This window comes from Methanoregula sp., assembly GCF_035543475.1.
In the GTDB taxonomy this organism is placed as follows: domain Archaea; phylum Halobacteriota; class Methanomicrobia; order Methanomicrobiales; family Methanospirillaceae; genus Methanoregula.
Window position 1 is genome coordinate 98,769 of record NZ_DATKKA010000019.1, and the last position, 23,919, is coordinate 122,687.

22 protein-coding genes are annotated in these 23,919 nt (G+C 58.2%); 8 read left to right on the forward strand and 14 right to left on the reverse strand.

Annotated elements, in window-relative coordinates; translation table 11 throughout:
• Positions 1 to 174 precede the first annotated feature (174 nt).
• Positions 175 to 3,696 carry a PAS domain S-box protein gene (locus tag VMS83_RS06675; RefSeq protein WP_325411104.1) on the forward strand — a complete coding sequence of 1,174 codons (3,522 nt, stop codon included), beginning with the start codon at positions 175 to 177 and terminating at the stop codon, positions 3,694 to 3,696.
• Positions 3,697 to 3,744: 48 nt separating this feature from the next.
• On the opposite strand, the gene VMS83_RS06680 is transcribed toward VMS83_RS06675, so the two are convergent.
• The 5 genes from VMS83_RS06680 to VMS83_RS06700 all read right to left on the reverse strand — a co-directional run bounded on the left by VMS83_RS06680 (position 3,745) and on the right by VMS83_RS06700 (position 8,435).
• Positions 3,745 to 4,218, reverse strand: coding sequence for a peptidylprolyl isomerase (locus VMS83_RS06680; protein ID WP_325411106.1), 474 nt, complete (start codon positions 4,216 to 4,218; stop codon positions 3,745 to 3,747).
• Positions 4,219 to 4,295: 77 nt separating this feature from the next.
• Entirely contained in the window at positions 4,296 to 4,895 is a 600-nt protein-coding gene (locus VMS83_RS06685; protein ID WP_325411108.1) for a peptidylprolyl isomerase, read from the reverse strand.
• 48 nt (positions 4,896 to 4,943) lie between these two features.
• Positions 4,944 to 5,627 (reverse strand): hypothetical protein, encoded by a 684-nt coding sequence (locus VMS83_RS06690; protein ID WP_325411109.1) that lies wholly within the window; start codon positions 5,625 to 5,627, stop codon positions 4,944 to 4,946.
• 1 nt (position 5,628) lies between these two features.
• Complete coding sequence (locus VMS83_RS06695) at positions 5,629 to 7,116, reverse strand: PEGA domain-containing protein (RefSeq protein WP_325411111.1); 1,488 nt, start codon at positions 7,114 to 7,116, stop codon at positions 5,629 to 5,631.
• Between the two features lie 137 nt (positions 7,117 to 7,253).
• Positions 7,254 to 8,435 (reverse strand): PLP-dependent aminotransferase family protein, encoded by a 1,182-nt coding sequence (locus VMS83_RS06700; protein ID WP_325411113.1) that lies wholly within the window; start codon positions 8,433 to 8,435, stop codon positions 7,254 to 7,256.
• 120 nt (positions 8,436 to 8,555) lie between these two features.
• On the opposite strand from VMS83_RS06700, the gene VMS83_RS06705 reads away from it, so the two are divergent.
• Positions 8,556 to 8,996, forward strand: a complete 441-nt coding sequence (locus VMS83_RS06705; protein ID WP_325411115.1) for a C-GCAxxG-C-C family protein — start codon at positions 8,556 to 8,558, stop codon at positions 8,994 to 8,996.
• Between the two features lie 44 nt (positions 8,997 to 9,040).
• On the opposite strand, the gene VMS83_RS06710 is transcribed toward VMS83_RS06705, so the two are convergent.
• Positions 9,041 to 9,265, reverse strand: coding sequence for a type II toxin-antitoxin system HicB family antitoxin (locus VMS83_RS06710; RefSeq protein WP_325411117.1), 225 nt, complete (start codon positions 9,263 to 9,265; stop codon positions 9,041 to 9,043).
• A 256-nt stretch (positions 9,266 to 9,521) separates the two neighbouring features.
• Here VMS83_RS06710 and VMS83_RS06715 point away from each other — a divergent pair, with 256 nt between their 5' ends.
• Positions 9,522 to 10,313: a hypothetical protein gene (locus VMS83_RS06715; RefSeq protein WP_325411119.1), complete on the forward strand. Its 792-nt coding sequence runs from the start codon at positions 9,522 to 9,524 to the stop codon at positions 10,311 to 10,313.
• Positions 10,314 to 10,360: 47 nt separating this feature from the next.
• Here VMS83_RS06715 and VMS83_RS06720 read toward each other — a convergent pair whose 3' ends face one another.
• Positions 10,361 to 11,656, reverse strand: a complete 1,296-nt coding sequence (locus tag VMS83_RS06720; RefSeq protein WP_325411120.1) for a PAS domain S-box protein — start codon at positions 11,654 to 11,656, stop codon at positions 10,361 to 10,363.
• A 67-nt stretch (positions 11,657 to 11,723) separates the two neighbouring features.
• Positions 11,724 to 12,494: a site-specific DNA-methyltransferase gene (locus VMS83_RS06725; RefSeq protein ID WP_325411121.1), complete on the reverse strand. Its 771-nt coding sequence runs from the start codon at positions 12,492 to 12,494 to the stop codon at positions 11,724 to 11,726.
• A 99-nt stretch (positions 12,495 to 12,593) separates the two neighbouring features.
• On the opposite strand from VMS83_RS06725, the gene tsaA reads away from it, so the two are divergent.
• From tsaA to VMS83_RS06745, 4 genes are all read left to right on the forward strand, one after another.
• Positions 12,594 to 13,091 carry a tRNA (N6-threonylcarbamoyladenosine(37)-N6)-methyltransferase TrmO gene (tsaA, locus tag VMS83_RS06730; protein WP_325411123.1) on the forward strand — a complete coding sequence of 166 codons (498 nt, stop codon included), beginning with the start codon at positions 12,594 to 12,596 and terminating at the stop codon, positions 13,089 to 13,091.
• Positions 13,092 to 13,146: 55 nt separating this feature from the next.
• On the forward strand, positions 13,147 to 13,641 hold the full coding sequence (locus VMS83_RS06735) for a DUF2124 domain-containing protein (RefSeq protein WP_325411125.1): 495 nt from the start codon (positions 13,147 to 13,149) through the stop codon (positions 13,639 to 13,641).
• 77 nt (positions 13,642 to 13,718) lie between these two features.
• A complete protein-coding gene (locus VMS83_RS06740) occupies positions 13,719 to 16,661 on the forward strand; it encodes an AIR synthase-related protein (protein ID WP_325411127.1) in 2,943 nt (980 codons plus the stop codon).
• Between the two features lies 1 nt (position 16,662).
• The gene (locus tag VMS83_RS06745) at positions 16,663 to 17,496 is read left to right on the forward strand and encodes a phosphoribosylformylglycinamidine synthase subunit PurQ (protein WP_325411129.1); all 834 of its coding nucleotides are present in this window, start codon (positions 16,663 to 16,665) and stop codon (positions 17,494 to 17,496) included.
• Positions 17,497 to 17,552: 56 nt separating this feature from the next.
• On the opposite strand, the gene VMS83_RS06750 is transcribed toward VMS83_RS06745, so the two are convergent.
• Complete coding sequence (locus VMS83_RS06750; RefSeq protein WP_325411131.1) at positions 17,553 to 18,242, reverse strand: zinc ribbon domain-containing protein; 690 nt, start codon at positions 18,240 to 18,242, stop codon at positions 17,553 to 17,555.
• A gap of 266 nt (positions 18,243 to 18,508) precedes the next feature.
• On the opposite strand from VMS83_RS06750, the gene VMS83_RS06755 reads away from it, so the two are divergent.
• On the forward strand, positions 18,509 to 18,820 hold the full coding sequence (locus VMS83_RS06755) for a hypothetical protein (RefSeq protein ID WP_325411133.1): 312 nt from the start codon (positions 18,509 to 18,511) through the stop codon (positions 18,818 to 18,820).
• A 76-nt stretch (positions 18,821 to 18,896) separates the two neighbouring features.
• Here the strand turns inward: VMS83_RS06755 and frhB are convergent, their stop codons facing one another.
• The 5 genes from frhB to mptA all read right to left on the reverse strand — a co-directional run bounded on the left by frhB (position 18,897) and on the right by mptA (position 23,839).
• The gene (gene frhB, locus VMS83_RS06760) at positions 18,897 to 19,823 is read right to left on the reverse strand and encodes a coenzyme F420 hydrogenase subunit beta (RefSeq protein ID WP_325411135.1); all 927 of its coding nucleotides are present in this window, start codon (positions 19,821 to 19,823) and stop codon (positions 18,897 to 18,899) included.
• Between the two features lie 11 nt (positions 19,824 to 19,834).
• Positions 19,835 to 20,710 carry a coenzyme F420 hydrogenase subunit gamma gene (gene frhG, locus VMS83_RS06765; RefSeq protein WP_414674914.1) on the reverse strand — a complete coding sequence of 292 codons (876 nt, stop codon included), beginning with the start codon at positions 20,708 to 20,710 and terminating at the stop codon, positions 19,835 to 19,837.
• Positions 20,634 to 21,179, reverse strand: a complete 546-nt coding sequence (gene frhD / locus VMS83_RS06770; RefSeq protein ID WP_325411137.1) for a coenzyme F420-reducing hydrogenase, FrhD protein — start codon at positions 21,177 to 21,179, stop codon at positions 20,634 to 20,636. Before frhD ends, frhG begins: the two co-directional genes overlap by 77 nt.
• Positions 21,180 to 21,189: 10 nt before the next feature.
• On the reverse strand, positions 21,190 to 22,557 hold the full coding sequence (gene frhA, locus VMS83_RS06775; protein ID WP_325411139.1) for a coenzyme F420 hydrogenase subunit alpha: 1,368 nt from the start codon (positions 22,555 to 22,557) through the stop codon (positions 21,190 to 21,192).
• 301 nt (positions 22,558 to 22,858) lie between these two features.
• Complete coding sequence (gene mptA, locus VMS83_RS06780; protein ID WP_325411140.1) at positions 22,859 to 23,839, reverse strand: GTP cyclohydrolase MptA; 981 nt, start codon at positions 23,837 to 23,839, stop codon at positions 22,859 to 22,861.
• Positions 23,840 to 23,919: the final 80 nt, after the last annotated feature.

Below are 23,919 nucleotides of genomic sequence, written 5' to 3' on the forward strand. Positions count from 1 at the left end.
TGCATACGGATCCCGGTAACGATTGAATGACCGGCGGCATGAGAGTCGGGGTCAGGATCCGGTGTCCGTTTTCTCATGGCGTTTCCTGTACATCTACTGTCGTTTGCGCCCGGCAGGCGCCAACTTTTTATATCGCCTGTCGGTTAATAACCCCTACAGGGAGCCGGGAAATCCATGATCCGCGTCCTCTATATCGATGACGAACCCGATCTTCTCGATATAGCCCGGCTCTTCCTGGAGGCCACGGGAGATTTTTTACTGGAGACAAAGATTTCGGGACAGGAAGGACTCGATGCCCTCAAAGCCGGGCAGTACGACGCTGTTGTCTCGGATTACCAGATGCCGGGGATGGACGGCATCGCCTTTCTCAAGGCGGTCAGATCCGGCTCCGGCAGCATCCCGTTCATCCTCTTTACCGGCCGGGGCCGCGAGGAGGTGGTCATCGAGGCCATCAACAGCGGGGCGGATTTTTACCTCCAGAAAGGAGGCGACCCCAGGGCGCAGTTTGCTGAACTCGCCCATAAGATCCGGCAGGCCGTTGCCCGGCACACTGCCGAGCGTTCGCGCATTGAATCGGAGAAGAGACTCTCCGATATCATCAATTTCCTCCCCGATGCCACGTTTGCCATCGACACGGCGGGGACGGTCATCGCGTGGAACCACGCCATCGAGGAAATGACCGGAATACCCGCGTCCGCGATGACGGGAAAGGGAAATTACGAGTACGCCGTCGCATTTTACGGGGAACGCCGGCCTATCCTGATCGATCTCGTCTTCTCCCCCCCCGAAGCGATCCGGCAAAATTATTCACATATCGTGCAGGACGGCACGATGCTTGCAGCCGAGACCGCGCTCCCCCGGGTGAAGGGGGAACCACGGACGCTCTGGGGTAAGGCTGTCCCCCTCTATGACCAGAACGGGCAGGTCAATGGCGCGATCGAGTCCATCCGTGACATCACCGAGAGGAAGAAATCGGAACAAAAACTCGCGGAGCAATACCGCCTCCTGACCGAGAGCGAGTCCCGGCTCCGGCGGGCAGAAGTGGTAGCCCGGATCGGTCACTGGGGGTTCCACCTGGATACTGGAATGATGACGGGATCCGAGAATGCCGCTGCAATTTACGGTGTAAAAAGCTTCGAACTGCCGATAATTGCCATCCAGAAGATCCCCCTGCCGGAATACCGTAAGGCCATGGACGATGCTTTGTCCGGCCTCATCAAACGCGGTGAGCCCTATAACATTGACTTCAGGATCCGGCGTCCCGGTGACGGGGCCCTGCGCGATATCCATTCAGTAGCGACATATGACCCGGAAAAACGCACGGTCTTTGGCATTATCCAGGATATCACCGAACGCAAGAAGATCGAGACGGAACTTGCCGCCGCAAACGAGCAGCTGGCCGCAGCGGATGAAGAGTTACGGGGACAATACGATTCGCTTGCGGCAAACCAGAAAGCGCTTGCCGCATCCGAAGAAAAATACCGGGCCATCCTTGACAATATCCAGGACGTGTACTACCGTACCGACGCGAAAGGGACCCTCGTTATGATCAGCCCGTCAGGGGCCAGTCTTCTCGGGTATGCAGGTGCTGACGAGATGACCGGCCGGCCCGCCAGGGATTTTTATGCCGACCCGGCCCAGCGGGACAAGCTTATTGCTGTGCTGAAAAAAGACGGTGCCGTCTCGAACCGGGAGACCATACTGAAACGAAAGGACGGGTCCCTGGTCACGGTGTCCACGAGCTCCCATGTCTATTATGATGCAGAGGGAACATACGCCGGGGTAGAAGGGATATTCCGGGACATCACGGAGCTTAAACGGGCGGAGGGAGAACTCCGGGCCGCGTACGAACAGCTGACGGCGGCAGATGAGGAACTGCGTGGGCAGTACGAGGAACTTGCCCGGGGCGAACAGGAACTCCGGGAAAACCAGGAGAACTTCCGGAACCTGGTGGAATCTGCACCTGATGCCATCTATATCTCTGTCGGGGAGCGTTTTGCCTACGTCAACCCGGCGATGGTCAGGCTGGTCGGGGCCTCGTCAGCAGAGGATCTTATCGGGATGCCGCTCTATGACCGGGTCGCCCCGCAGTGCCGGGAGAGCATCCACGATCGGGCCCGGGTTGTGATTGGCGAGCGCAGGCCGGTCGGGCTTCAAGAGACCGTGTACCTGAAGATGGACGGTACACCGGTCCCGGTCGAATCTTCCGTTGCCCTCTTCCGCTACCAGGACCACTTCGCCGGCCTCGTTATCCTCCGGGATATCACCGGGCATAAAAAAGCCGAGCAGGCACTGCTGGAAAGCGAGCAGAAATACCGGGCACTCGTTGAGGCGACCGGCACCGGGTTTGTGATCCTTGATGGAAACGGGAAGGTACTGGATGCAAATGAGGCCTATGTCCACCTCACCGGCCATGCCTCCCTTCTCGAAATTGTCGGAAGAAGCGTGACCGAATGGACGGCGGAATACGACCTGGAGAGGAATGCAGAGGCTGTCCGACAGTGCCTTGCGGCCGGGTTTATCCATAACCTTGAGATCGATTACACGGACAGCTCAGGACGTATCACCCCGGTCGAGATCAACGCATCGGTGATCTCTTCTGGAGATACGGTCAGGATATTCACACTCTGCCGGGACATCTCGGGACTAAGGAGATCATTTGCGGCACTCCGGGAGAGCGAGAAGAAGTACCGCGACATGTTCGAAATTAACAACGCCGTGATGTTCATAGTCGATCCGGATACCGGGCAGATCATGGATGCCAATGCCGCTGCATGCCGGTACTACGGGTACAGCCGGGAGGAATTCCTCCGGCTCACCATCGCGGCGATCAACGTCCAGGACCTGTCGGTCACGCAGAAGGACATGGCCCATGCACTGGTGGACCAGGGGGCTGTATTCCAGTTCCGGCACAAAAAGAAGGGCGGGGAGATCCGGGACGTGGAGGTCTTTTCCGCCCCCATCACGCAGAACGGCCACCGGTACCTTCACTCCATTGTCCAGGATGTGACCGACCAGCGCCTGGCAGAGGAGGCAATGAAACTTGCCAACCGGAAACTCAACCTCCTCTCGGCCATCACCCGGCACGACATAGGAAACCAGCTCACCGCGCTTTTCCAGTACATCGATCTTTCGAAGATGATGGCACAGGACCCGGGAATAAAGGGCCTGACAGAGAAAGAAGAGGCCATAGCCCGGAATATCCGGCGCCAGATCGAGTTTACCCGGGACTACGAGCAGCTGGGAGCCGGCACGCCCGCGTGGCAGGATGTGAAGGACTGCGTGGAGCGGGGGATTCTTGGTCTGGACCTTGCCGGAAAAAAAGTGGAGACCTCCGGTATTGGCCATGTTGCTATCTTTGCCGACCCCCTGCTCCAGAAGGTATTCTTCAACCTGGTGGACAACGCACTGCGCCACGGCGGAGATAAACTTACCACCATCCGGTTTTCATCACAGACGTCCGGAACCGGGCTGCTTATCATCTGCGAGGACGATGGGGAAGGGATCCCGGCCGGCCAGAAAGAGCTCGTCTTCGAGCGGGGATTCGGGAAGAATACGGGATTCGGTCTCTTTTTTATCCGGGAGATCCTGGGCATCACGGGTATCACGATCCAGGAGACCGGAGAACCTGGCCGGGGGGCCCGGTTTGAGATGTTTGTGCCGGAAGGAGTGTTCCGCGAGAGCACGGCTCCCTGAAAAAAATTGTGCAAAAAAGGGGGAGACGAAAAAGCCGGGGGTTATGGCTCACTCGATGGTTGCGTGGAGGATGGCTACCTTTGAAATCGGCCGGTCACCGGAGTCGGTTTTCGTGGCCCCGATCTTATCCACGACGTCCATACCCTCAACAATCTTTCCAAAGACCGGGTGTTTGCCGTCGAGGAAGTTGTTGTTGACCAGGTTGATGAAGAACTGCGAACCTCCGGTGTTGGGACCCGCGTTTGCCATGGAGATCGTACCCCGGTCGTTCCTGTTGCGGGGGGTAAACTCGTCCTTGATCGCGTAACCCGGCCCACCCCGGCCGGTACCGGTGGGATCGCCACCCTGGATCATGAACCCCGCAATCACGCGGTGGAAGATTACGCCATCGTAGTAGCCCTTTTTTACCAGCGTTTCGAAGTTGCCTGCCGTGATGGGCATGTCGGGGTCGAGTTCGATGACGACCGTGCCCATGTTCGTTTCAAGTCGTGCCCTTTTTCCGGGTGCCTGTGTGGATGTCATGGTTATGTACGAAATGGTTGTTTCTTTTTGGTATTCTTTCCTGTGGGTCAGGCAGCGGGATTGCCTGCCGTTCCCGTTTACAGCATCTCCGCACGGAGGATCGTTACGTTCGTGAGCGGGCGGTTTTTGTCTCCGGTGGGCACGTTTGCAATTGCATCCGCCACATCCATGCCACCCATCACGGTTCCAAAGACCGGGTACCCGGTATCCAGGTACGTGTTGTCGACCAGGTTGATGAAGAACTGCGAGCCGCCGGTGTTGGGCTGGCCGGTGTTTGCCATCGCGACCGTGCCGCGGAGGTTGTGGTTGTGGGAGGAAAACTCATCCGGGATGGTGTAGCCCGGCCCACCAGTGCCGGTACCCGTGGGGTCCCCTGCCTGGATCATGAAGCCGGGGATAACCCGGTGGAAGGTGACCCCGTTGTAGAACCCGCTTTTTACCAGTTTCTCAAAGTTGCCCGCCGTGATAGGCATATCCGGGTCGAGTGCAATCGTGATATTTCCCATCGTTGTCTGGAGCAGGACACGATCCCAGCCTGACGGGGCGGTAGTGGTGGCCGGTGGCGTGGCTGGCGTTGCCTGAGCCGGTGCAGAACCGACCGCCTGCGTGCACCCGCAGGTGAGGATCAGGGCGGCGGCGAGGAACACAAAGAGGATGAGATGGCCGTAACGGAACATGGGGTACCCGTTCTTCCCCCGGGAAAAAATAGGTTTGGGAAAGTGCAGTTACGGGGCCGGTCCGCTGCCGTCTGATTTGCGGCCGAAGGCATAGAGAAGGCAGAGCACGATGATGATGGAGACAACCCCGGTTGCGATGATCCACCCGCCCTGGGTGGTCGCGGAAACGTAATCCTTTGCAGACACATCAATGCCGAGGACAGCATAGGTGTTGCCGTTGGAATCCATGGCAGAGTCGTCGATGGGCGCGTAAGCGGACACAAACGTACCCCACTGGTCGGTATACGGCGACGGTGATGCGGTAGGGCCTGAAAGCGCTTCCAGGATCTCGAGTTTATCAGGAGGGTTGTAGGCCTCGCCAATCTTTGCCGAGTCTGACGGATCGAGCGGATACAGGTCATCGACCAGGAATGTGGCCGAATGATCCGTGGTATTTACCCGGATGATGTATGCGTTGAGGAGGTAATCGTTCATGCTGCGCATGGTCCGCAGCTTTGCGGCAATGGCCAGGTACTGGGGCGTGTTCTCGTCTCCCGGCGTGAGACCCTGTATCTCGCTTGCATTGATCTGGGCGGCCATGACCCCGGCCGTGGATTCGAGTCCCGACTTTGCGATATCCTTGAGCGCCGTGTTCGAACTGGTGTACGCGAACGCCGTGAGCGCCGAGATGATCACCACCGCGATGATGGCGGCGGCAACCAGTTTTGTCTGGTGTGAACAGGTCTGTGCCATATCAGCTTCGTCTCCTGAGGTATCCCCCGATCATTGCCATGGCGGCAAGGGCGCCGATGACCAGCACCGGCCCGGGAGCCGGGGCGGGGGTCGGGGTAGGTGTGGGGGCCGCGGCCAGCGTGAGCGCGAGTGGTGAGACCTGCCCCGCGGTCACGGTCGTGGTCGTGGTGTAATCCACGTACCCTTCCTCCGATACCCGGACCAGGTGATCACCTGCCGCGAGATCGGTTACGGTGAGCGGGGTAGTCCCACGGTACAGGTTGTCGACATAGGCCTGTGCGTTTGACGGGGACGAGGAAATTGCAAGGCTTCCTGAAGACTGGACCGGGGTCGGTGATACCCCCGAGGGTGTGAGGGTCGCGGAGATCGTGTTGACCGTGTTTGCCTGGATGTAGACCGTGTTCATCCAGTCATTATACCCCGGCGCAGTCAGCTTGAAGAGATGGTTGCCCATGTTTACACCGGTGAGCGTGAGGCTCCCGGAAGAACCAATCGTACCTGCCGCGTTGCTGTCGATGAAGACCGTGGCGCCGGGAATGGAGGAGATTACGACAGTTCCCTGGGTTGCCGTGGTCATGGTGGCCTGCAGGTTCTGGGCCTGGCCGGCAGTGACCCAGAGGTTTGTCGAGTAATCGTTATAACCGGTATACCTGACCACGATCTGGTGGGTGCCCGGGTAGAGGTTGACGGTTAAGGGCGTTGTCCCATAATACCCGCCATCGGCATAGACCGAGGCATGGGTCGGTGTGGAGGTCACGTATACCCATCCGGTCTGGTGGGGCTGGGGCGACTGCTGGAGATTCGGATAATACGCGGCGGTCTGCCCGGCATACACGTTCACCAGCGTATTATCGGGGGTGTAACCGGAGAGCGTGGCCTTCATGGCGTAGGTGCCGGGCCCGAGCCCCGGGATCGTCAGCGGTGAATACCCATAGAAGTTCCCGTTCATGTAAATTGCCGCCCCGGCGGGGCTTGACTGGGCATAGATTGCCCCGGTCGAGGGTGGCGGCGGGATGGTGGTGGGAATTGTCGTGAGCGGGTTGATGGTTGCATAGACCGTGACGTGCTGGCCCGGTGACGGCATGGAGGACGGACTGCCGGTCCAGGTTGTATACCCGGACTGGGTAACGGTGATTGTCCGGACCGGAGTCCCCGTTACAGACACTTGTACGGACAGGATGCCACCCGCCGTTGTCCCCTCTAATGTATTGTCAAAATAGACCCGGGATCCGTCAACATTACAGTATACGTCAATCCAGCCTTGGTCGTGCCCCGGCACACCGGTTGTTACCACGGTGGTTGGTTCGGAAGTCGGTTCTGTAAGGGTAGGCAGCAGGGTGGGAACGGTCGTTTCCTCCGTGGTGGTATCGATGATCACCGGGCCCGGCCCCAGCGGGATGCCCCCGGTGTTTTCACCGAGAGCAAGCGGGGAAAGGACGACCATCCAGAATGCCAGCACGAGCATAAGTACAAGCAGTTTCTTGGTCACGCTATCTCTTCCTGTAATATTACATCTGGCAGAGCCTGCTATAAATAAAAATAGGATTTATGTGAGCATGTCGAAAAAAGTCGAATTCGCCTGCCTTTTTCCCGGGAAGCGGGGGCAGGGGACGATTATGGTCCCGGTCATTTCCGGGAAAGGGCGGCGATAACGCCGGCGAGCCGGTGCATCCCTTCGGTGATCTTCCCTTCATCAGCATTCGAAAAGTTGAGCCGGATCGTATCGGTGCCGCCACCGTCAACAAAGAACGGCATCCCGGGCAGTACAGCGACCTTCTGCCGGATCCCCTCGGAGAAGACATCCATTGCCTGAAGACCGGGCGGCAGCGTGGCGGTGAGGAACATGCCCCCCTCCGGGTTTGTGTGGGAAAGGGACGGCATCAGGTCATCGAAGAGATCGCACATCAGCCGGCACTGCCTGCCGTAGACCGAGACGACTTTTTGGATATGGGTATCGAGGTCGCAAGAGGTGAGGTACCGGTGAAGGATCTGCTGGCAGAGGAAGTTTGAATGGAGGTCTGCTGCCTGTTTTGCAGTGTTGAACGCCGACAGGATCTCCTGCGGGGCGTACAGCCACCCGATCCTCATGCCCGGCGCGGTGATCTTGGAAAACGATCCGGCAATCACGGTACTATCGGGCAGAAAACGCTTGACCGGGAGACGGGGCTTATGGTCAAAGAAGAGCTCGCCAAACGCGTCGTCCTCGTAAAAAACAGTGGAGGTGCCGGATAGCATCTCTGCTATCTCCTTGCGCCGCTCCTGCGAGTACGTACAACCCGAGGGATTCTGGGAATTGGGGATACCGTAGAAGAATTTGACCGGTTTTTCCCGCATCATCTCCCCAAATGCCACCGGGTCCGGGCCCTCCCGGTCAAACGGTACAGCAGTAAATTCCGGCTCGTAGAGCGAGAACGCTTCGATCGCCCCCAGGTACCCCGGCCGCTCCATGCCCACGCGGTCACCGGGGTCCAGAAAGATCTTGGCAAAGAGGTCCAGGCACTGCTGGGAGCCATTGGTGATCTGGATCTCATCGGCTGTGGCAGGGACGCCCAGCCGTGTACGGTAACGGGCCGCGATGTACTCCCGCAGCGGGCGGTAGCCGTCAGTCGTCGAGTACTGCAGGGCGGTACGAGGATCCGTGGCAAAGACCTCGCGTGCAGCAGCGGAGAGCCCGTCTGTATCGATCAGCGCGGATGAGGGCAGTCCCCCGGCAAACGAGATGATGGCGGGATCTGAAGAGACCCGGAACAGCTCAGAAAGAAACGAGGCGGGGGCATGCCGGATACGTCGGGCAAAAGGAAAGGTCATGGTACTCACCGGGCTGCTCTGCGGCAGGTGATACAAGTGTTGGCCGTTTCCCGTACAAATAACGTACCTTTGAGACGGTACATCGCGCGTCTTATCTCATTTTGGGGATAATGCCGTACTATGACCCTGACACGGGCGGACGATGCGGCTGCCCTTTTTACTGCCGGGTACTCCTGCTCCCAGGCAGTCTGCGCCGCATTTGCAGAGGACTTCGGGATCGACCGCACCACGGCACTGCGGATCTCCTGTGGTTTTGGTGGCGGAATGGCGCATACGGGCAACACCTGCGGGGCAGTCACCGGGGCGCTCATGGTGATCGGGATGAAGTACGGCCGGACTGAGATCGGCGATCTTGCAGCAAAGGAGAAGACCTATGCTATAGCCAATGCCTTCATCACCGAATTTTTGCACCGGGAGCACGCAACCCGCTGCACGGATCTTATCGGGCTTGACCTGTCCGATCCAAAAAACCTCGCTGAAGCCCGGGAGAGCGATCTCTTCCGCACGAAGTGCACAGGATATGTCCGCGATGCAGCTGAAATCCTTGAAAAATTGTTGTGAATTTTTTTGCCGGGAAAACTTCCGGCATGCGTGCGCCCGCGCCTTTATACGGCTTCAGCCACTTCGATCCGGATAATCTCGGAGGAGAGTGACTGGATCGTCTGGTGCAGGTCGGCCTCCCAGGCCAGCTGCACCTGCCCGATCGCCGCCCTGAGGCGGGTGAGCGCTTCGCTCTTGTCTGCACCGTGGCAGACCGTCCCCGGGAGCTCGACGCAGCGTGCGGCAAAACCGCCGCCATCGCCGGGTTCGAGGACAATGGTGTATTGCATGATCTCTTATATTTTATCTGAGTCTATACAGCCTTTCCTGTCGGCAAATACTGCCGCAGGCGGCAGGGTACGGTAAATGCGTCCCGTACACGGGCCCGGGCGTACCCCGGCCGGTATCCTCTCTAACCGGGCGGTTCAATGGCGTTACCCGGGCAATCTTGGAAATATATACCAGCCGCCCGGCAACATCAGGGGCAGATGCGTCCCGGCAGTATGCTGCACGGGGCATCACCGAACGATACCAGGGTGAAAGATAATGAACCACACACGAATTGTCCTGATCGGCAGCCTCTGTGTTGCCTGCCTTATTCTGGCAGTCATGCCGGTTGCCGCGGATCCCGTTACAGGGAATAACGCATGGAACACCAATCCCGAACATGTTGCCGCGATGCAAGCCCGGGTAGCCTACGCTGGCGCTAAGGGTACAGCACAGATGGACGGTGCGATCAGCTACATCGGCACCATCAGCAATGGCGCCGGCACTGCTCCGCTCTCTTCTCTTGAGACGCAGTTTGAAGGCACAGTTACCTCGGTCCAGTCCATGACCTCCGGTGACCAGATCCAGCAGGCAGAATCGCAGCTCAAGACCGACCGGACGGATTTCATGTCCACAGCGAAGTCCGATCTTAAACAGTACAACGGGACCGGAAAGGCACTCGAGCAGAGCGTCAATGCCTCGGTAATGGCACAGGCATCCACCCTCCAGGGGCTGGAGAACACGTATTGGACGGACCGCCAGAAAGCCCGCATGGATGAGTTTACTGCAAACGACCAGAAAAGAAACGGCATCCTTACCAACCTGACCGCAAAGGGCATCGATGTCTCACAGGCCCAGGCAGTCGAGAACCAGATCCAGCAGGAAGGGTCCGCGCTCAATGCTGCACTCACCAGCCGTGATGAGAGCGCTATCAAGACTGCAAACCAGGATCTTGCGACCCTCAACCAGCAGTTCGCAGGCATCATCAAGGGCTACCGGTCCGAGCACCGGGCCAAGGCGACCACTACCGTCTCACCCGGCACAACCGTAGTTCCGGCTGCAACCCTGTAAGGGTGCGCCGGTCTTTTTTTATTCTGTACTATCCTGCAGAAAGGAGATTACGCCGGGGAGATACGGTATGCTCCTTTAGGGACAAGGATCTCGAATTGTGCTCCACTCCCGGGAATGCCGGTCTCGGTGATGCTGATCCCGGTCGTGGCAAGGATCTCCCGGATCAAAAAGAGACCAAGGCCGGTATTGCGCCCGTAGCCCTTGAGAAAGATCTTCTCTTTCTCCGGCGCCTGAATCCCGATCCCGTCATCAGTATAGCGGATCACGATGCCTTTTTCCGTCTCCTCTTCGGCAAACGATATCGCCTTTACCCTGATGCCATGCCGCAGGGAGTTCTCGAGAAGGTTGTACCAGACTTTTCCCACCAGCGGATCGGCATAGATAAAGACATTCTTCCTCCCCGGGTCAAGGGCGATTCCGTCAAGAGGCAGCTGGCGTGCCTCATCGAGGACTCCCTGGTACACATCGAACCAGCCGGCATTTACGGTTCCCAGTTCCTCGTAGTAACGCGTGAACTCGATCTGGCGTTCAATGGCATCGCTGCAGGCGACCAGTTTCCCTATATGCTCCTGCAGGGCAGGGTCCTCGGGCACTTCGCTTTTTACCATCTGTAAAAAGACACCAAGCCCGGTGAGCTGATTCTTGATATCGTGACGCGTGACCGAGGAGAGCATCGAGAGTTTTTTGTTGGTCTTCTGGAGGGTGTCCTCCGCAAGCTTGCGGTCGTGAATGTCTATGAACAGGGGAAGGAAATAGAGGGGAGAACCATCTGCATCCCTGATGAGCCGGACTGAGAGCCGCACCCAGATACTGTCCCCGTTCTTTTTTACCAGGCGGAGATCTCTCTCGTCAAGGTCTGCGTTGCCGCACAGGAGGGCCTCCGAACAGGAGAGGACGGTGTCCATCTCGCCGGGAGCGATGAGCGAGGTGATCGAGCGGGCCAGGAGCTCTTCAGGGGAGTATCCCGTGATCTCGCACAGGGCAGCGTTCACGCGCGTAAACCGGAGATCCGGCGAACAGAGTGCGGCCCCGACCGGTGACTGGTCGAATGTCCGCCGCAGGCGTTCCTCGCGCTCCCGGAGATCCCGTTCCACCGCATGGCGCCGCTTTACTTCTTCAGAGAGCCGGGCAACATTCTCATAGTACGGTCTGAGGAGGTAGTACGCGAGAATCACGGTGATCCCGCTTGCAAAGAGGCTGGTAATCAGGTTCGAACGCCAGTCAGGTTCGTACGGGTAGAGAAACTGACCGGTAAATTCGAAGGCAGTCATCGCGGCGAAGGTCACGATAAAGATCAAAAAAAGCCGTTGATCGAATGGTGTCGGGCCTTCCTGCGAAACCATGAGGTAATATTATAAAAATACCTTCGTTAAAACCTTTGCTCCTGTACAACGGTATCCCACCGCGCTTTTACTCGGGTTGCACTTCCCCGTGGATCCGGCGCTTTGCAATCTCGCAATAGTGCGGGTCGATATCGACCCCGATCGCCCTGCGGTTGCACCGCAAAGCCGCTACAAGCGTGCTCCCGCTCCCCATGAACGGATCGAGCACGATATCGTCCACAAACGAAAAGAGTTTCATACAGCGCAGCGGCAGTTCGACCGGGAAGGGAGCGGGGTGGCCGATCCGGGTCTTGCGTTCACCGTTGAAGGTCCACAGGCCGTTGGTCCACTCCATGAACTCCTCCTTTGTCATGTCCGACTGCCGCGAACCGCTGGTCTTCTTCCACGAATCCTTGTAGAGCACAACGATCAGTTCAACGGGTGCGATCACGTACGGTGCCGAGGCGCTTGCCCAGGAACCCCAGGCGGTCCGGCGCGAGATATTTCCCTCATTCCAGATGATGGTGGAGTGATACGCAAACCCGCAATCTTTTGCGATCCTGGTGAGGTCAGCCCCTACACTCTGCTGGCCTCCCTTGTTCTTGTCCAGGGGGATATTGAGGCAGAACCGGCCGTCTGCCTTGAGCCAGCGGTAGCAGCGCTTCATCCACCGCTTCGAGAAAGCGAGGTACTCGTCATACGTGAGGCGGTCATCGTGGGAATTGTACCGTATATCCACATTGTATGGTGGCGAGGTGACCACGAGATCGATCCCCTGCGCGGGGATGGCCCGGGTGGTAAAAATATCCTCGTTTATGATGGAAAGGCTGTCCGTCCGGTAAAAAGCATCCCGACCCATGGCGGTATTCCTGTGTGAAGGAGCGTTGATCGTTCTCCCTAAAGAAGTTCCCGGCCCCATGGCCCCGGAATTTTTACCTTCAGAGTACAATATTCCTCCATGCACGATACATCAGGCCCGGCCTTCTCGTACCGGGCGATCGGCACAATCCATTCGCCCTATACCGATGTTGCCGGTATGCCGATCCAGCCGAGCGGGGCCCGGGGTGTGAAGGGGACCATCGAACTTGACCCGGATCTCTCCGGGGGACTTGCCGACCTTGAAGGGTTCTCCCGGATCATTCTCCTGTACGCCCTGCACCGCTGCACGGGGTATTCACTCAAGGTCACCCCGTTTCTTGACCCGGAGCCCCGCGGCGTATTTGCGACCCGGTCCCCGCGGCGCCCCAATGCGATCGGCCTCTCGGTGGTCCGGCTCACCGGCATCGAAGGCGGTGTGCTCTCGATCGAGGATGTGGATGTCCTTGACGGCACTCCGCTCCTGGACATCAAGCCCTATGTACCCGCATTTGATTCATATCCAGACGAGCGGTGCGGCTGGCTCGAGCAGGTGGCACACCATGCACAGCACACCCGGTCAGATGACCGGTTCCGCTAGCATCTCCCCGGCGGGGAATGCTTAAGTGGGAAAAACGCCCGACAGTTGATCTGCTATGACAGAAAACGAGCCCCTCCGCGGTATCCCCGGCATCCTGCGCCCGTACAAGGAATATATCAACAGCCTCAGGCTGAGCGATAAAGATCTCGTTGTCTACTACGGCTGCGTGGGGACCTGCACGCCGTTTGCCGAGCTGCTCGCGGTCGCTATCCGCGGCCTTCATCTCCGTCAGGCCTTCGTGCCCCTGCTGGACGAGACAAAAGCGCACGCGATGCATGATGTGCCGGATATCGGCATGCAGGCGTCCGGGGAGCCGGTGGCGGTTACAAACCCGAAGGTCCTGGTCATCATGGGCGGACTTGCAATGCCCATGATGCCGGTGACCCGGGAGCAGGTCCGCGACCTTGCTCTCAGTCACCCCGGGGCAAAGGTGGTCGGTGTCTGTTTCCAGGACATGTTTGCCCGGGCCGGCTGGGTGGGGACGGTGCCCTTTGACCTTGCCATCAGCGCCATGATCGACCCGGTGACCGTCACCCGGGCGGGACAATAATCCCTTACCCCCCTCCCCGGCGGATACGCCTTCCGGGGACGGTACGTATTTTCTCCTTTTACAGTACACCAGTACGCATGGCTTCTTTTGTCCACCGCATAGAAGTTCACTACAAAAAAGATCCCCGCGAGAAGATCCGGACGGACAGGATCCGGTCCCTTGGCTTTGGTATCGAGGCGCTGCAGCTCGTGGATGTATACACGGTTGCAACCGCCCGGCGGGATCTTTCCCCGGCCGAGCTTGCGGAGATCGGTGCCCGGCTCACCAATCCCGTGGTGCAGGAGTTCGTGGTGGACGAAGCTACCCATGCCCTTTTCGATTATGCGATCGAGGTCGGGTTCCTGCCCGGGGTGACCGACAACGTGGGGATGACCGCAAGGCAGCTGATCGAGGACTACCTGGGCATCACCTTTAGCGAGGGCGAGATGGTCTCCTCCTCTTCGCTCTACCTGGTCCGGGGCAGGCTCGCCCCCGACATTCTGGCACAGCTCCCGGCCATGTTTGCAAATCCGCTCATCAACCGCGTGAGCACGAAGACCCGGCTGGAATACGGGGATGCGGGGATGGACCGGGTCGTCCCGGTGGTCAGGCTCCACGAGCTCCCCGCTGCAGGAACGGTGGACCTCGCGATCCCGGATGCAGAACTGGCACGGCTTGGAAAAGAGGGGATTGCTGACCCGCAGACCGGCGAGCGCCGGGGCCCCCTCGCACTCGACCTTGCCCAGCTCCACGCGATCCGGGACTATTTCGACCGGGCCGGGCGCAAACCTACCGATGTGGAGCTTGAGTCGCTGGCCCAGACATGGAGCGAACACTGCAAGCACACGATCTTTGCATCGCCCATGGACGACGATATTCCCCGGGGGCTGTACAAGACCTTCATCCAGGCAGCGACAAACGAGATCCGGGCAGAGAAGGGCGACCGGGATATCTGCGTCACGGTCTTTACCGATAACTCCGGCGCGATCGTCTTTGACGACCAGTATCTGGTGACCCACAAGGTGGAGACCCATAACTCGCCTTCCGCCCTTGATCCATTCGGCGGGGCGCTCACCGGGATCGTGGGCGTAAATCGCGACACGATCGGGTTTGGCCTGGGAGCAAAGCCCTGTATCAACGTGTACGGTTTCTGCGTCGGCGACCCGGCCTCGGCCCCGGAGTTGTACCGGGGCCGGGACAAATCCAGTCCCATCCTCTCCCCCCGGCAGATCCTTGACGGGGTCGTTCGGGGGGTCGGTGTCGGGGGCAACTGTTCAGGCATCCCCACACCCCAGGGATTCTGCTGGTTCGACGACCGGTATGCGGGAAAACCCCTTGTCTTTGCGGGTACTGTCGGGGTAATGCCCCGGGAGCACCAGGGCCGGAAGCTCTTCGAGAAGAAGGCAGAGCCCGGGGATCTCATCGTGATGGTGGGAGGCCGGGTCGGAAAGGATGGCATCCACGGTGCCACGTTCTCTTCCGAGGCGCTCGACCCGGCAAGCCCGGTCACCGCGGTACAGATCGGCGACCCGATCACCCAGAAGAAGTTCTCGGACGTGATCGTAAAAGAGGCCCGGGACCTTGGCCTGTACCGGAGTATCACGGATAACGGGGCCGGGGGTCTCTCCTGCTCTGTAGCTGAGATGGCAAAGGAATGCAACGGGTGCCACGTGGAACTTGACAAGGTTCCCCTGAAGTACCCCGGCATGGCCCCGTGGGAGATCTGGATCTCCGAGTCGCAGGAGCGCATGACTCTCGCGGTCCCCCCGGGAAAACTTGAAGAGTTCACCGGCCTTCTTGCCCGCCGGGAGGTCGAGGCAACGGTAATCGGGCAGTTTACGGACACGGGCCGGTGCGTAGTGGAGTACCACAAAAAGATCGTGATGGACATCGACCTTGCGTTCCTCCACGATGGCCTGCCCACAAAGCACCTCACCACCCGGCCGGTGCCGGCAGCTGAGACCGGTACTCTCCCGTCCTGCCCGGAGCGGCTTGGCGAGACTCTCGTGGCCATGCTCGGGCGCCGGAATATCTGCTCCACGGAATTTGTCACCATCCAGTACGACCATACCGTACAGGGGGGCCACGTGCTCGGTCCCGTCCAGGGGAAGGGCCGGGTGCAATCAGTTGCAACGGTTACCAAAGTTGTGCCCGGTTCGAAGCGGGCAGTCGGGCTCTCGCAGGCGCTCTTTCCCTCGTATGCCGAGATTGACCCGTACCACATGGCCGGTGCTGCCATTGACCTTGCGATCCGGGGGCTGGTTGCGACCGGGATCTCCCCCGACTCTATCGCGCTCCTCGATAATTTCTGCTGGTGCTCGTCCGATGAACCGGAGCGCCTGTGGCAGCTCAAAGAGGCTGCCCGCGGATGCTACGAGTACGCGAAATCCTTCGGTACGCCGTTTATCTCCGGCAAAGACAGCATGTTCAACGATTTCTCGGGATACGACGCGGAGAACAACCGGGTGAAGATCTCCGTCCCCCCTACCCTGCTCATCTCCTCCATCGGGATCCATAGCGATGTGATTAAGGCAGTCTCTCTTGACGCAAAACTCGCCGGCGACCTCGTGTACGTGATTGGCGCAACAGAGGAGGAACTCGCCGGGTCGGAATACTTCGCCCACCTCGGCGCCAGCGGAACCGCTGTACCCCGGCTCGATGCAGCAGCGGCACGGGCCCGGTACGTCCGGTTCTCTGATGCGATCGCCCACGAGCTTGTGGCATCCGCATACCCGGTGGGCCATGGGGGCCTGGGTGTGGCGCTTGCAAAGGTAGCGATCGCCGGGCGGCTTGGTATGGACCTCACTCTCCCCGGCTCTTTACGCCCGGATATCTTCCTCTTCTCCGAAACGCCCGGCCGGTTCGTGGTTACGGTGGCGCCGGATCACAAGCGGTCATTTGAACAGGCGCTCGGTGCCGATGCGCTGCTGCTGGGAATAACAGGGGGAAGCCGGCTCCGGGTCACAGGTCGTACGCTCCTGTTTGAACAGGAAATTGCGGCGCTGGAAAAAGCATACAAGATGCCATTTGGGGGGTTCTGATATGCCATCCATACATGCACCCGTTTCGAAGCCTCTCATCAGCGACAGGGCCCTGATCATGAGCGGGTACGGGATCAACTCTGAGATGGAGACGCGTGAGGCGCTCTTCCGGGCCGGGATGGACGCCGATATCGTCCACATCAACGACCTGATTGACGGGCGAAAGCGCCTTACCGGCTACCGGCTCCTGGTCTTCCCCGGCGGCTTTTCTTACGGTGACGATAGCGGTGCCGGCAATGCGTATGCAAACCGGGTGCGAAACAATCTCTGGGATGACCTTCTCGAATTTCTTGACGGTGATAACCTTGTCCTTGGGATCTGCAACGGGTTCCAGATCCTCGCAAACCTTGGCCTTGTACCCGCTTTCGACCGTTCATACGCCCGGGATATCGCCCTGATGCCCAACCGGAGCGGGCGGCTCGAGTGCCGGTTTGTCACGATCCGGCCGGTATCCGATACCATCTGGACTCACGGGATCGTGAAGCTCTGGTGCCCGGTCTCTCACGGGGAAGGGAACCTCTCCTGTTCCCCGGAGACTCTCCTGAAGATCAAGAAGAACCGCCAGATCGCGTTCACGTACTGCCGGGACGACCTGAGCCCGGCCGGCGGCGAGTATCCCTTTAACCCGAACGGCTCGGTTGAGGATATCGCCGGTCTCACGTCAAAGGACGGCAAGGTGCTGGGTATGATGCCCCATCCCGAGCGGGCAATGGAGTTTACCCATCTCTATGACTGGCCGCTCTTAAAAGAGCAGATGCGGAGGGCCGGCGAGCGGGTACCCACGGAGTCGCTCAACATGGCAATCTTCCGGAATATCGTGCGGTACTTCGGGTAGGAAGTCCTGTCCCGAATCTTTTCACAAAAAAAGGATGAGTCCGGGGAGCCTTGCGTTTACTTCAGGAACCCGAACATGCTGCCTTTTTTCCCCGGCTTTGTCCTTCGTCCGGCACTGGTATCTTTCCCGGGAGCACCGGCAGCTGCCCGGCGTTCTGTATCCTGCCGGAGTTCGTCTGCCACCAGGGGCAGGTGGGCGTACTTTTTCTGTGATCCTGCAGGACCCGGTTCGCGTTCTTTTTCGGGTTTTGGCCGGGGAACTCCGGCGGCAATACGCTCAAGATCACTGAGCGGCCGCTGCTGCGGCTGGAGCGGCAGGGGAGCCGAGATATCGTAGAGGGGATCGCCATCGGTCCAGGGGTCCCACTCATCAGCCGGTTCCGGATCGGGTTCCGGCAGACGCCCTTTTTTCTTCCTGACAACGACAGGTTCCGGCTCTGCTGCGGGATGTGCACGGTTTTTCCCCGGGACCGGTGGCCCGAAAGTGGCACCGCAACGGGTACAGAATTTCGAGCGGGATGAAGGGGCAGGAGTACCGCAGGAAGGGCAGACCGGTTTTGCCAGCGGTGCGCCACAGACATCGCAGAACTGCGCATGTTTGTCGGAGACGGTGACGCCACAGGAAGGACAGACCGGCAACCCTTTCGGTGCTACTGGTTCGTCCACGAGTGGCGCCCCGCACAGGTCACAGAACCGCGAGCTTGTATCGGGGGCCGGTGCACCACAGTTCCCGCATCTTCTGGTCATGAACTTCTTAGAAAGTATCTTGGTGAGCGGCATAAAGTCTGCGGTTTCTACTGCCCCTGCGCTGATCCTGATCCTGTTATCTCACCCGGAAATTGCCGATCACGCGGATACTGTTTCCTGGTCAGGTCCGGTTTAACATAAACTTACCGGCAGTTTATTTGCAATCTGGCCCCCGGTTTCTTCCCGCAGTATCTCCCATGCAGGATAGGTGACAGACCCGGGTAAAAACGGATCCTTTTTTCCCGTCCGACTGTCCATATCCGGGTGTGACAACCGCACCTGATGATGACCTGGCCCGGCAGTACCCGGATATCCTGCAGGTACGCGAACTGGTCGGGGTTTACGAAATCCATGTCCGGGACGTTGAAGTCCCCCTCAGGATCCAGATCATACGGTCAGGCAATGCGTATTCCACCCTTGCAAACCTGATCGTGCGGGAGAAAGGGGCAAAGGATTACTACCGCGATACCGGGACCTATCCCTCAAGGGAAGCCGCATTGCAGGGCGCTGTCAGCGGGTTTTTCCAGCACCTGAAGCCGGGGGCATCGATCCGCGAGGTCAAGAACTGGGGGATCTAGAGACCTTCCGGTCGTTGCCTTTTTTTGGAGAATACAATCCTGCACTATCCCGTGCAGGCAATTGACAAAAAAAAGTTTAGATGTAGGGGTTCCGGAGAGCCTTGCCAACACCGAAGGTCTTGCGGGCCTCGAGGGTGTTCTTGTTCTTCGTGATCTTCTCGTTTGCGAGCTTGGTCACGAGTTCAAGACCGGGCTTGACCTTTTCGATGGGCTGGGTTTCGAAGACACCGTCTGCCATTGCCTTTGCCCAGACTGCCTCACCGATCTTTGACCTGACAAAGATGGTGGACCAGCCATCGGGGCTGCCAACGGAGCCGGTAGAGATGTCGCCGAGGTTTGCAACGTAGTCGAGACATACGTGGCAGCCGGGCTGCTCGTACTTGTGGGTCACTTTGAGCGGCAGCTGAACGACCTGTCCGCGCTTGCCGTAGACCCAGAACTTGCCCTTGCCGATCTCCATCTTCTTGACGGACTCGAGCTTCATTGCTGCGTGGTCTTCCACGAGCTGGAGGATGCTCTGGTACGGGAAGTTCTCCATGCAGAAGATACCGACTGCAAGAGCAATGCTTGCACCGACATCGCGCATGCCGACCGGGTAGAGCTGGGCCTTGCGTACTGCCTGCATCTGGCAGGGGGTGCCAACGATACCGATCTTGTCCAGGCCAAAGCTCCGGGTTGCCTCCTTGAGGAGTGCAATGTTCGGGCTGATGTTGTACTTGGTTCCTGCTGCTGCAAGCAGCTCAGCCTTGGTGTTGACGATCGCCGGGATCGGTCTCCAGGGCTCGATCATGTCGAAGCTCGAGCTGTCCTGAATACACTTGGACGGGTATTTTGCGTAAAATTCCTTGTTTGCCGCAACGATAGCGCCGTCGATAATTCCCGTGTCGAGTGCATAGCCGAACAGAGACGTTACAATGCCGCCGTCCTGGGCGTGCTTGAGAACCTCCTTGTCGGTGCTCCGGGCTGAGACGCATGATTTGTATTTACCGAGTTCTGCTCCCATTTCAATCACCTTCACTGGAGTGCCGCCATGATGGCCTCGTTGATCGCCTCGTACTCGCTGATAACATCAGTGTTGAAGAACCCTCTTGGGCACTGCGCCGAGCAGGCACCGCACTTGATGCACAGGTCACGTTCGCCCTGGGGCTTGCCATATTCCATGGTGATGGCATTGACCGGGCAGGCTGCCGCACAGCTGCCGCATCCCATGCACAGGCCCTGGTTGATGACGTTGGTCATCAGGTCGCAGAAGCATGCGCTGGTCTTCTCGGTAAGCTGCATGAGCGGGGTCAGGAACTTGGTTGCAAGGTCCTTCTGTTCCTTGGTTCCCTTGAGGAGCAGGTATGCCATGACCGCGACGTTCCGGATCATCTGGGGCGTCGGTGCGCATCCGGGGATGTACACGTCGACCTTGATCAGGTCGCCGATCGGCAGGTATGCCTCGTGGGCGGGCTGGTTCTGCTGTCCGCCGCGGGAGAACCGGGTAATGTTACCGTAGCAGGCGCAGCCGCCGAGGGCGACGACCACTGCTGACTTCTCACGGGTCTCCTTGATCTCTTCTACTGCGAGTTTGTCGTTAATACAGACGGATCCCTCAACGAACGAGACATCGACTTTCTGGATATGCCTGACATCTGCAAGGGTCGGCATGTATTTCAGGTCGACATATCTGTCGAGGAGTGTTAATAATCCGGCATAGTTGTCTGCGAGTGCCACAGTGCAACCGGTACACCCACTCAGGTGTGTGTAACCTACTGTAATCTTATCTGCCACAGGCTTAACCTCCTTTTTTGTTTCTGCTGGTTTTGGTGCTTCAGCGCTCTTGGTAACCACAGGCTTCTGCGGTTCCGCGCCGGCTTCCTTCTTCTTGAAGATTGATAGTAGTCCCATAATCCACCCCAATCGTTTCGAGTATAACCTTGATTGCCTTCGGGATCGCGTTTCTCACGTCATCAGAAAGCTCCATTTCAACATCTGCATCTCCCTTTTTGATGGCTTTTGCCGGCTGGCACAGGACAACCGTGGTATCGATCTGGTCCCTGATACGACAGAGCTGGTCGACACCATCCCATGAATGGGGGTCGATGTACGCTCCCGGCCTGAGATCCTTTCCGGAGATTTTCGATATTGAACCCGGCTTTGCATTGAAATCTGCGATGTCTACGACGATGAGTTTCTTCGTCACTTCGGGATTAAGGAAATTAAAAATAAAGTGCGGGGCGCCAGCGCCACCGTCCTGTATTGTTACATTGTCGGGAAGTGTGAGCTTCTCCATCTCCTCAATCACCGCGGGTCCAAAGCCGTCATCACCGAAGAGGGGGTTTCCGCACCCCACTATGACGATCTCCGAATGCATCATCAGGTGACACTCACTGGATGAGCTTCTGAGCCACTAACTTGTTGTCTTCATCCAGTACGATCATGTGGGTTGCACATGAGACACAGGGGTCGTACCCGCGCATGATAACCTCGGCAAGCTGCCAGGGTGCGCCGGTGAGGGCTGCACTGCAGGTTGCAAAGTTCCAGGTTGTGGGGACGAGCATGCTGAAGTACTGGACCTTCCAGTCCTTGACGCGGGCAATGTGGACATCGGTACCGCGGGGAGCCTCGTTGGATGCCCAGCCGAGGGAACCGTCGCCGTTCGGGATGTAGTCTGCAACGACTTTGCCATTCGGGTTGAGGGCATCGATGCAGTCGATCATCTCGTACAGGCTGTCGGTGTACTCCATTTCACGGGCAACGTTCTGGCCGACCGTACCTTTCTCGTCGTAGCCCTTGTAGACTGCGAGACGGGCACGCGGGCCGACTTCAACCGGCTGGCCGTCGTACATCGGGATACCGGTGCAGGCTTCCATCTGGGGGTTGACCTTGGTGCCGATCTTGGTGGTTCCGCCAACGGGGTACTTGGGCTCTTCGAGCGAGACTTCCATCTCACCCATGTACCAGTCCCATGGCCGGACTTCCTTGAACCGGTTGATGTCCCAGCTGGGGCACTCTTCCATGCTTGAGCTGCCGTAGAACGCGTGGGTTGCAAGGTAACCCTGGTTGTGGTACCCGAGGGTCTTGGGCAGAGGTACCTTCATGCCTCCAACGCTCACAGACTCGCGGGCCTGGTAGTTCCGGAGGACCGCGATCATGAAGTCCATCTGGGCCTTGGCAAGGACAAGTCCTTCCTTGGCGAGGTCGTACATCTTGATCTTGGCCTGCTCGGAGCAGTTCCGGTACATACCACCGATACGGGTGTTCCGCGGGTGGATGCAGTCGCCGCCGGCAATCTGGCCGACAGTCTGGCCGATCTCACGGAGGCGCTGGATGCGCTTTGCAACGGTGCGCACCGGCTCTTCCGATGTAAACGGGTTTATCTGGACCTCGGTGCCCGGGATATACAGGTCGGGCAGGATCAGAATGTCATGCAGTGCAATGCTGTGCAGCCGGTTTGCGAGCTGCAGAATGTGACGGAGCATCAATGCGTCCTTCGGGATCTCGCACTTGATGGATGCTTCCATCGCTTCAGTAGCCGCAAGGTTGTGGGCAATCGGGCAGATACCACAGACACGGGATGCGATCTTCGGCACCTGTTCGGGGGTCTTGCCAACGGCAAGCTTCTCGACGCCCCTCACCGGGGTAATGGAACACCAGTTGCCCGTCTCCACGATACCCTGATCGTTGACCTTCAAGACAAGCTTGGAGTGTCCCTCATGTCTTGTGGTTGGGGAAATCTCTACAACTTTCGACAATATTATCGCCTCATATTATGTTGCGTTGTTCAAATTGCGGTACAAAATTACTCTATACATCTCTCATCTCTAGAGATAATTGACCGTACAAAGTACGTTCAGATTTATCTACAACGAGCCCTGTTATAACGTTTATTGTTTTAATTTCCCGGTACGGGCAAAGGAAATCCAGGTAAGAATCGGTCATTAAAATAAAAACCGTGTGAAAATTGCGGTTTTTCTCCTGCCGCGCAGGAAGGCAGGAAAAATATGCGAACCGGTTTTATTTCCGGGTCATTATTATTTTTCTTTTTTGTATTTTTCAGCCGGATGATTTCCGCTCGCCATTGAGCTCGTCCAGCAGTTCTGCCAGTGTAGCCCTCCGTTCGGCATACGCGTCGTGCTGGTGGATGCTTTCTTCATTGGTCTGCTTGATGGTGACCACGGCATCGCCCGGAAGGTAGTCAAATCCGGTCAGGACTTTCTTTGCCATCTCCCGGACACAGTCTTCCACAAACCGCGGATTTTTATGCGCGGCAAGGACCACGGCACTTTCGTCGCCACGCTTGAGGAGCTCGTAGATACCGGCGCTCATCGATTCCTTGAGAATACGGATGATCTTCTCCAGGTCAACGTGCTGGTCGTCGTCGGTCTCGATACAGAGGAACCCCCGGCCCCGCTGGTTGTGGGTGGCCATCGGAACCTCGGCAAAGAACGCATCGATAGTCTTCTGGTCGATGCCCAGTCCTTCGAGAACGTGGTTGGCCCGCTCCTTCATGATGTTCTGGGCACAGGGACATGCGGTCATCCCCGTAACCTCGGCCCCGATGCTCTTCCGCACGATCGGTTCGCGGAAGGTCCTCTTTGCAATCGCCCGCGCATGGACCTTGACCACTTCATGGCAGGTCGTGTGGCTCACCGGGGTTTCGCGCTTGACCATGAACTCGCTGCGCATGAGTACTTCCGTGCGATCGGCATACTCGTGCCGGTCGAGCAGCTTGCGTGCCACTGCACTGCAGAGGTTCTCGATCTCGTTGACCTTGCCCTCGATAGCCTGCTGGAGGACTTCATCAATCACCTCAAAGTTTCGGGAGAGGTTGGCACCTTTCAGGCTGCCGGGCAGGTCCACATAGACATCGAAGTTCGAGATAAAAACGACCGGCCTTTTATCGGGGCGGGTAACTTCCACGAGTTTTTTTACGTTTTTTACCCCGACCCTGGTCAGGTTGATCCTGACATCGGGAGATGTGGCCTGAACGTCAGGCAGTTTCCCGCTGAATGGCTGGTCCGGGGCTGTATTCATATTTACCTGATTAATAAGTCATCGCATCCCAGATGGTTGTCCAAGTGTGCTTCTTTAGTTTTTTCATATAATATTTATGT